Source organism: Mycobacterium sp., from assembly GCF_049802695.1.
Lineage (GTDB): Bacteria > Actinomycetota > Actinomycetes > Mycobacteriales > Mycobacteriaceae > Mycobacterium.
Window position 1 is genome coordinate 1 of record NZ_JBARMY010000240.1, and the last position, 8017, is coordinate 8017.

Sequence of the window (8017 nt, forward strand, 5' to 3'; positions counted from 1 at the left end):
GAGCCGGCCGCCGCATCCGAACCCGAACCGCAGCCGGAGCCGGAGCCGGAACCGGCGCACCAACCCGAGCCTGAACCGGAGCCGGAGTCCCAACCGCAGACCCCGGCGGCTTCCGGCGGCAACGGCGACACGCCGGGATCGTCTCAGCCGGTGTTGATGCCCGAGCTGGGTGAGTCGGTGACCGAGGGCACCGTGACCCGCTGGCTGAAGAACGTCGGGGATTCGGTCGAGGCCGACGAGCCGCTGGTCGAAGTGTCCACCGACAAGGTGGACACCGAGATCCCGTCACCGTTGGCCGGCACGTTGCTCAGCATCACTGCCGAAGAGGACACCACCGTCGCGGTCGGCGGGGAGCTGGCCCGCATCGGCAGCGGACAGCCCACCCCGGCGCCTTCCAAGGCGCCCCCTAAGCAGACGCCGCCCGCACCCGAGCCCGAGCCGGAGCCGGCTCAAAAGGGGGAGCCCGCCCCAGAGCGCCAACCGATCGCTCAACCCGCGCCGGCGGCCGAACCCACCTCCGCACCGCAGTCCGGGCGTCAGCCGGTAGCACCACCCGAGCCTGAGACACCAGCTGCGGCGCAGCCGCAGCCCGGCGGCTCCCCGTATGTCACACCGTTGGTGCGAAAATTGGCTGCGGACAATAACGTCGACCTCGCCGGAGTCACGGGAACCGGTGTGGGCGGGCGCATCCGAAAGCAGGATGTGCTGGCTGCTGCGGAGAAGAAGAAAGAAGCCCAGGCGGCGCCCGCACCGCAACCTACGGCCCCCGCGGCGGCGACGGCACCCGCGGCACCTGAACCGGCGCCCGCACTGGCGCACCTACGCGGCACCACGCAGAAGGCCAGCCGCATCCGCCAGATCACCGCCCGGAAGACCCGCGAATCACTGCACGCCACAGCACAACTCACCCAGGTGCACGAGGTCGACATGACCAGGATCGTGGCACTGCGGGCCAAGGCCAAAACTGGCTTCGCCGAACGCGAAGGCGTGAACCTCACCTTCCTGCCCTTCATCGCCCGCGCGGTCATCGATGCGCTCAAGGTCCACCCGAACGTCAACGCCAGTTACAACGAAGACACCAAAGAGATCACGTACTACGACGCCGAACACCTCGGATTCGCCGTCGACACCGAGCAGGGACTGCTCTCCCCCGTCATCCACAACGCCGGCGACCTGTCGCTCGCCGGACTGGCCCGCGCCATCGCCGACATCGCCACGCGAGCGCGATCAGGTGACCTCAAGCCCGACGAACTATCCGGCGGGACCTTCACGATCACCAACATCGGCAGCCAGGGCGCACTGCTGGACACCCCGATCCTGGTGCCGCCGCAGGCGTCGATGCTGGGCACCGGGGCCATCGTCAAACGGCCGCGGGTGGTGCTCGACGACAGCGGCAACGAGTCGATCGGCGTGCGCTCGATCTGCTATCTGCCGCTCACCTACGACCACCGGTTGATCGACGGTGCGGACGCCGGACGATTTCTGACGACGATCAAGCATCGGCTCGAAGAGGCCTCGTTCGAAGCCGATCTGGGACTGACGACTTAGGCCGAGCAACTTAGGGGTACTCACCCGAAGCCATTACGTAGTGCGATGAGGAGGGGGCTTCGGAGACTGTGGGGACTGGGGCCATGAAAGTTGTCGCAATCGCGGGCTCGTCGGGACTGATCGGCTCGGCTCTGGTGGCGGCGTTGCGCGCCGACGACCATCGGGTGCTGCGCATCGTACGGCGCACCCCGGCGAACGCCGGAGAACTGCACTGGAATCCCGAGAGCGGTGAATTCGATCCCAGCGCGCTGAGCGGCGTGGACGCGGTGGTCAACCTGTGCGGCATCGGCATCGGCGAACGCCGTTGGTCGGGTGCATTCAAACAGAACCTGCGGGACAGCCGCATCACGCCGACCGAGGTGCTGTCCGTCGCGGTCGCCGACGCCGGGGTCGGTGTGCTGGTCAACTCCAGCGCCGTCGGCTACTACGGCAACACCAAGGACCGGGTCGTCGACGAAGCCAGCGCAGTCGGCGAGGGTTTCCTGGCCCAGCTGTGCCAGGACTGGGAAGCCGCGACTGCGCCGGCCGAGCAGGCCGGCACCCGGGTGGTGCTCGCCCGCACCGGCGTGGTGCTGTCTCTATCGGGCGGGGCGCTCGGGCGGCTACGACCAGTGTTCTCATTGGGTCTGGGCGCGCGGTTGGGTAACGGCCGACAGTACATGTCCTGGATCAGCCTCGAGGACGAGGTGCGTGCATTACAGTTCGCCATCTCCCACGAAGAGCTGTCCGGGCCGGTGAACTTCACCGGTCCGGCGCCGGTCACCAACGCGGAGTTCACCAAGGCGCTAGGCCATGCGTTGCGCCGTCGCGCCCCCTTGATGATGCCCGGGTTCGCGGTGCGCGCCGTGCTCGGGGAGTTCGCGGATGAGGGGCTGCTCGACGGCCAGCGGGCTATCCCGGCGGCGCTGGAACGCGCTGGTTTCGAGTTCTGCCACCAGACGATCGGTGAGGCGCTGGGCTACGCCACCGCCCGCCGCGGAGTCGCCTGACCGCCAGACATAAGCGCGGGCTGCGTTTCTGCGTCGAGCGCAGCCGTGGCTTTTGTTTCGCGGCTCGCCGGCAAAGCCTGCCCGAGTACCCTCGCCTTCGTGACCTCCATCCGGTCGAGCGCCGCCGCTGTCGACGTTCGCTGGCTGGGCAGCGTCGCCTATCGCGCGGCCTGGCAGTTACAGCGCGAGTTGGCCGACGCTCGCGTGGCCGGTTATGCAGACACTTTGCTGCTGCTCGAACATCCGTCGGTCTACACCGCCGGCCGGCGCACCCAACCACATGAGCGGCCGGCTGACGGCACACCCGTCGTCGACGTCGACCGCGGCGGCAAGATCACCTGGCACGGTCCGGGGCAGCTCGTCGGCTACCCGATCGTCGGGCTCGCCGAACCGCTCGACGTCGTCAATTACGTTCGCCGCCTTGAAGAAGCGCTCATCGCGATCTGCGCCGACCTCGGTCTGGCCGACGCAGGCCGCGTCGACGGCAGGTCGGGGGTGTGGCTGCCGGCTTCCGGCGGGCAACCCGCCCGCAAGATCGCCGCCATCGGGGTGCGGGTTGCCCGCGCCACGACGTTGCACGGTTTCGCGCTCAATTGCGACTGCGACCTGACCGCGTTCGCGCCGATCGTGCCGTGCGGCATCGCCGACGCGGGTGTGACGTCACTTTCAGTTGAACTGGGGCGCCGCATCGGTGTCGACGACGTGCGCGCCGCGGTTGCCGGCGCGGTGTGTGACGCGCTGGACGGCCGGCTCGCGCTGAGCGCCCACGTAACATCGGGCTTATGACCGTTGCTCCTCGGCCTGATGTCGCCGGCTCGGCGGCTCCGCCAGGCCGCAAGTACCTGCGGCTGGAGGTACGCAACGCGGAGACCCCGATCGAGCGCAAGCCGCCGTGGATCAAGACCCGTATGCGGATGGGGCCGGAGTACACCGAACTCAAGAGGCTGGTGCGCCGCGAGGGCCTGCACACCGTCTGCGAGGAAGCCGGTTGCCCCAACATCTACGAATGCTGGGAAGATCGCGAAGCCACCTTCCTGATCGGCGGGGAGCAGTGCACCCGTCGCTGCGATTTCTGCCAGATCGACACCGGCAAGCCGGCGCCGCTGGACCGCGACGAGCCGCGACGGGTCGCCGAAAGTGTCCAGGCGATGGTATTGCGGTATTCCACCGTGACCGGCGTCGCCCGCGACGACCTCCCCGACGGCGGAGCCTGGTTGTACGCCGAGACGGTGCGCGCGATCAAGCGGCTCAACCCGTCGACCGGAGTTGAGCTGTTGATTCCCGACTTCAACGGCGATGCCGCCCGGCTGAAGGAAGTTTTCCAGTCTCACCCGGAAGTGTTGGCGCACAACGTTGAAACCGTGCCGCGCATCTTCAGGCGCATCCGGCCGGCATTCTCCTATCAACGCAGCCTCGACGTGCTGACCGCAGCGCGCGAGTTCGGCCTCGTGACCAAGAGCAATCTGATTCTCGGCCTGGGTGAGACGCCGGATGAGGTGCGCACCGCCCTGGGCGATCTGCATGACGCGGGTTGCGAGATCGTCACCGTCACTCAGTACCTGCGCCCGTCGGCGCGACACCACCCGGTGCAGCGCTGGGTCACACCGGAGGAGTTCGTCGAGTACGCCGAGTACGCCGAGCAGTTGGGGTTCGCCGGTGTGCTGGCTGGGCCGTTGGTGCGGTCGTCCTACCGGGCCGGCCGACTCTACGAGCAGACCATCGAGCACCGCAAGCGGGCGACCGCCGCCCCGCCGCGTTGAGCGGCGCTTTCAGTATTGTTGGCAATTATGGCGAAATCCCGAAATGCCGAGGCCAGCAAGGCTGCCAAAGCCGAGGCGAAGGCCGCCCGTAAGGCCACCGCCAAGGAGCGTCGCACCCAGCTGTGGCAGGCGTTCAATATTCAGCGCAAAGAAGACAAGCGCCTGCTGCCCTACATGATCATCGCGTTCGTGGTGATCGTCGCCGCGTCGGTGGCAACCGGGGTTGCCGCCGGCGGGTTCACCATGATCCTGGGAATCCCGCTCGGCGTGCTGCTGGGCGCACTCGTGGCGTTCATCATCTTCGGCCGCCGTGCCCAGCGGTCGGTCTACCGCAAAGCCGAAGGCCAGACCGGCGCCGCGGCTTGGGCCCTGGACAATCTGCGCGGCAAGTGGCGGGTCACGCCGGGTGTGTCGGCGACCGGGAACTTCGACGCCGTGCACCGCGTGATCGGCCGGCCCGGTGTCATTCTGGTCGCCGAGGGATCGGCCGCCCGGGTCAAGCCGCTGCTCGCCCAGGAAAAAAAGCGGACGGCGCGACTGGTCGGCGAGGTGCCCATCTACGACCTCGTCGTCGGCAACGACGAAGGCGAGGTCCCGTTGAGCAAATTGGAACGCCACCTCACCAAGCTGCCGGCCAACATCACCGTCAAGCAGATGGACGCGCTGGAGTCGCGGCTGGCTGCGCTGGGGTCACGAGCCGGCGCTGCCGCAATGCCGAAGGGGCCGATGCCGGCCGCTGCCAAGATGCGCGGCGTCCAGCGAACTGTGCGCCGCCGGTAACAAATGCTCCGCTCAGCGCCGGACGACGGCGGTAGCGGTTACCCGGTCTTGAATACCGCGGCCGTCCGAATCGACGAACAGCGCGGGCACGACGAACGCGATCAGCAGACCGCGCACGACGGCACGGCCGCTACCGACGTGCATGCGCTGATCCACCGACGTCACCAGCAACCTGCAGGCGTACTGGCCAGGCGTGAAGCTGAATAGCCGGACAGCGGCGGCGCCCAGCACAAACCAGATGACCAGCACCGCCGTCGACAGCATTGTTGCTTTGATCAGCCCGAACGCCATCGCCAAGGCGGCCAGACCGTAGGCGATCAGCCAGTCGAGCAGCAGCGCGGCGAGGCGGCGTCCCATCCGGGCCAGCGAACCCGGGCCTCGCTCAGGCAAGCCGAGTGCCTCACCGGGATAACCGGACCGCCGACTGGAATCGGGCGGGCCGGACAACCATGATCCGATGGTGCGGGGCATGATTCCAATGTAAGACGGCCCGCAATCCCCCTGATGAAGCCCACCACGGTCGCGTAACGTCAGCGCAACGCAGGTGTGATTACCGGGCAACATGATCTTCATAGCGTCGGGTCGAGCCAACACGACGCACGGCCAGTAAAGGAGAGCGCTGCACATGACCGCCACAGACTCGAAGCCCTCGACGACGGAGAGCGCTTCGGTGTCCGAAAAGACCGCAGACGACATCATCAAGCTGATCAGGGACGAGAAGATCGAATTCGTCGACGTCCGGTTCTGCGACCTGCCCGGTGTCATGCAGCACTTCACGATCCCCGCCTCGGCCTTCGACCAGAGCGTCTTCGAGGACGGGTTGGCTTTCGACGGGTCGTCGATCCGCGGCTTCCAGTCGATCCACGAGTCCGACATGATGCTGCTGCCCGACCCCGACACGGCGATCATCGACCCGTTCCGCGCCGCTCGGACGCTGAACCTGAACTTCTTTGTTCACGACCCGTTTACGCGGGAGGCCTACTCGCGTGACCCCCGCAATGTGGCGCGCAAGGCCGAGAACTACTTGATCAGCACCGGCATCGCCGACACCGCTTTCTTCGGACCGGAAGCCGAGTTCTACATCTTCGACTCGGTGGCGTTCGACTCACGCACCAACGGGTCGTTCTACGAAGTCGACGCCATCTCCGGTTGGTGGAACACCGGCAACGCGACGGAAGCCGACGGCAGCCCGAACCGTGGTTACAAAGTCCGCCCGAAGGGTGGTTACTTCCCGGTGGCGCCGGCCGATCAGTACGTCGACTTGCGCGACAAGATGCAGACCAACCTGATCAACGCCGGTTTCGAGCTGGAGAAGGGCCACCATGAGGTGGGCACCGGCGGCCAGGCCGAGATTAACTACAAATTCAACACCTTGCTGCACGCGGCCGATGATCTGCAGCTGTTCAAGTACATCGTCAAGAACACTGCGTGGCAGAACGGCAAGACCGTGACGTTCATGCCCAAGCCGCTGTTCGGCGACAACGGTTCCGGCATGCACGTGCACCAGTCGTTGTGGAAGGACGGCGGGCCGCTGTTCTACGACGAGGTCGGCTACGCCGGGCTGGCCGACATCGCCCGGCACTACATCGGCGGTATTCTGCATCACGCGCCGTCGCTGCTGGCGTTCACCAACCCGACGGTCAACTCCTACAAGCGGCTGGTGCCCGGGTTCGAGGCGCCGATCAACCTGGTGTACAGCCAGCGCAACCGCTCGGCGTGCGTGCGTATCCCGATCACCGGCAACAGCCCGAAGGCCAAGCGGCTCGAGTTCCGTTGCCCGGACTCGTCGGGTAACCCGTATTTCGCGTTCGCGGCCATGTTGATGGCCGGCCTGGACGGCATCAGGAACAAGATCGAGCCGCAGTCGCCGGTCGACAAGGATCTCTACGAGCTGCCGCCGGACGAAGCCGCCAACATTCCGCAGGCGCCTGTGCAGCTCTCCGCGGTGATCGACCGACTGGAGGCCGACCACGAATACCTCACGGAGGGTGGTGTTTTCACGCCTGACCTGATCGAGACGTGGATCACCTACAAGCGTGAGGTCGAGATCTTGCCGGTGCAGATACGGCCGCACCCATACGAGTTCGCGTTGTACTACGACGTGTGACCTGGCGCCACCCGCGCAGCGATCACACCACTGATTGCGGAGCGGGTGGTCTGGTCCTTATCGGACCACATGTGCCCGTAAGTGTCCCGGGTCGTCTTCGCCGAGCCGTGCCGTGCCTGGCTTGGAATGTCTTCACGTCGCATCCGCGCTCGATCAACAGTGACGCCAGATAATGGCGCAGGCAGTGGAAGTGCAACCGCTCCATGCCGAGCTTGGCAAGTGCATCGCGGACCGCCCGTCCACGATCCAAGGCCCGTGGGTGTCTCGGTCGGATTCCGCCGATGTGTGAGGTGGGAGCGCGCCTGGTGTGAGATTCTGCTGGGGTGTCCGCTCCTGCGGCGGCTGCTCCTTCGGGGGTGGTGACGTTTTTGTTCACCGATGTTGAGGGTTCGACGCGTCGGTGGGAGGCCGACGCCGAGGGGATGCGGCTGGCGCTGGCCGCCCACGACGACGTGTTGCGCAAGGCGATCGAGACACACGGCGGCTGGCTGTTCAAGCACACCGGTGACGGGGTGTGCGCAGCCTTCGCCTCGCCGAAGTCGGCGGTGGATGCGGCTGTGGCCGCGCAGCGGGCGTTGGAGTTGCCGGTGCGGATGGGGATTGCGACCGGTGAAGCGGAGCTGCGCGATGGGGATTACTTCGGCGCGGCGCTGAATCGTGCGGCGCGGGTGATGGCTGCCGGTCACGGCGGTCAGGTCCTGTTGACCGAGTCAACGGCGGGCCTGCTCAGCCGAGTTGATCTGGTGGATTTGGGGCCTCGGCGGTTGCGGGATCTACCCACCGCGGTCGGGGTATTTCAAGTCCGAGCGAAAGGGCTACGCACAGACTTTCCC

8 protein-coding genes are annotated in these 8017 nt (G+C 66.7%); 7 read left to right on the forward strand and 1 reads right to left on the reverse strand.

Annotation, left to right across the window (positions count from 1 at the left end):
* From sucB to WA317_RS09735, 5 genes are all read left to right on the forward strand, one after another.
* The coding region (gene sucB, locus WA317_RS09715) for a 2-oxoglutarate dehydrogenase, E2 component, dihydrolipoamide succinyltransferase (RefSeq protein ID WP_425172828.1) at nt 1–1548 on the forward strand (1548 nt) is incomplete at its 5' end.
* Nucleotides 1549–1631: 83 nt separating this feature from the next.
* The gene (locus WA317_RS09720) at nt 1632–2537 is read left to right on the forward strand and encodes a TIGR01777 family oxidoreductase (RefSeq protein WP_425172829.1); all 906 of its coding nucleotides are present in this window, start codon (nt 1632–1634) and stop codon (nt 2535–2537) included.
* Between the two features lie 99 nt (nt 2538–2636).
* Nucleotides 2637–3323, forward strand: coding sequence for a lipoyl(octanoyl) transferase LipB (lipB, locus tag WA317_RS09725; RefSeq protein ID WP_425172830.1), 687 nt, complete (start codon nt 2637–2639; stop codon nt 3321–3323).
* Entirely contained in the window at nt 3320–4297 is a 978-nt protein-coding gene (gene lipA, locus WA317_RS09730; protein ID WP_425172831.1) for a lipoyl synthase, read from the forward strand. Before lipB ends, lipA begins: the two co-directional genes overlap by 4 nt.
* Before the next feature lie 27 nt (nt 4298–4324).
* Entirely contained in the window at nt 4325–5077 is a 753-nt protein-coding gene (locus WA317_RS09735; RefSeq protein WP_425172832.1) for a DUF4191 domain-containing protein, read from the forward strand.
* A 12-nt stretch (nt 5078–5089) separates the two neighbouring features.
* Here the strand turns inward: WA317_RS09735 and WA317_RS09740 are convergent, their stop codons facing one another.
* Nucleotides 5090–5548: an RDD family protein gene (locus WA317_RS09740; protein ID WP_425172833.1), complete on the reverse strand. Its 459-nt coding sequence runs from the start codon at nt 5546–5548 to the stop codon at nt 5090–5092.
* A 199-nt stretch (nt 5549–5747) separates the two neighbouring features.
* On the opposite strand from WA317_RS09740, the gene glnA reads away from it, so the two are divergent.
* Together glnA and WA317_RS09750 are read left to right on the forward strand one after the other, a co-directional pair.
* Nucleotides 5748–7184, forward strand: a complete 1437-nt coding sequence (glnA, locus tag WA317_RS09745) for a type I glutamate--ammonia ligase (protein ID WP_425172835.1) — start codon at nt 5748–5750, stop codon at nt 7182–7184.
* A gap of 323 nt (nt 7185–7507) precedes the next feature.
* A partial coding sequence (locus WA317_RS09750) for an adenylate/guanylate cyclase domain-containing protein (protein WP_425172834.1) occupies nt 7508–8017 on the forward strand: 510 nt, incomplete at its 3' end.

Excerpts from the sequence above, each read along its gene's own strand:
- WA317_RS09740 (WP_425172833.1), bottom strand. The coding sequence starts at position 5,548 with ATGCCCCGCACCATCGGATCATGGTTGTCCGGCCCGCCCGATTCCAGT.
- WA317_RS09720 (WP_425172829.1), top strand. The coding sequence starts at position 1,632 with ATGAAAGTTGTCGCAATCGCGGGCTCGTCGGGACTGATCGGCTCGGCT.
- lipA (WP_425172831.1), top strand. The coding sequence starts at position 3,320 with ATGACCGTTGCTCCTCGGCCTGATGTCGCCGGCTCGGCGGCTCCGCCA.
- WA317_RS09735 (WP_425172832.1), top strand. The coding sequence starts at position 4,325 with ATGGCGAAATCCCGAAATGCCGAGGCCAGCAAGGCTGCCAAAGCCGAG.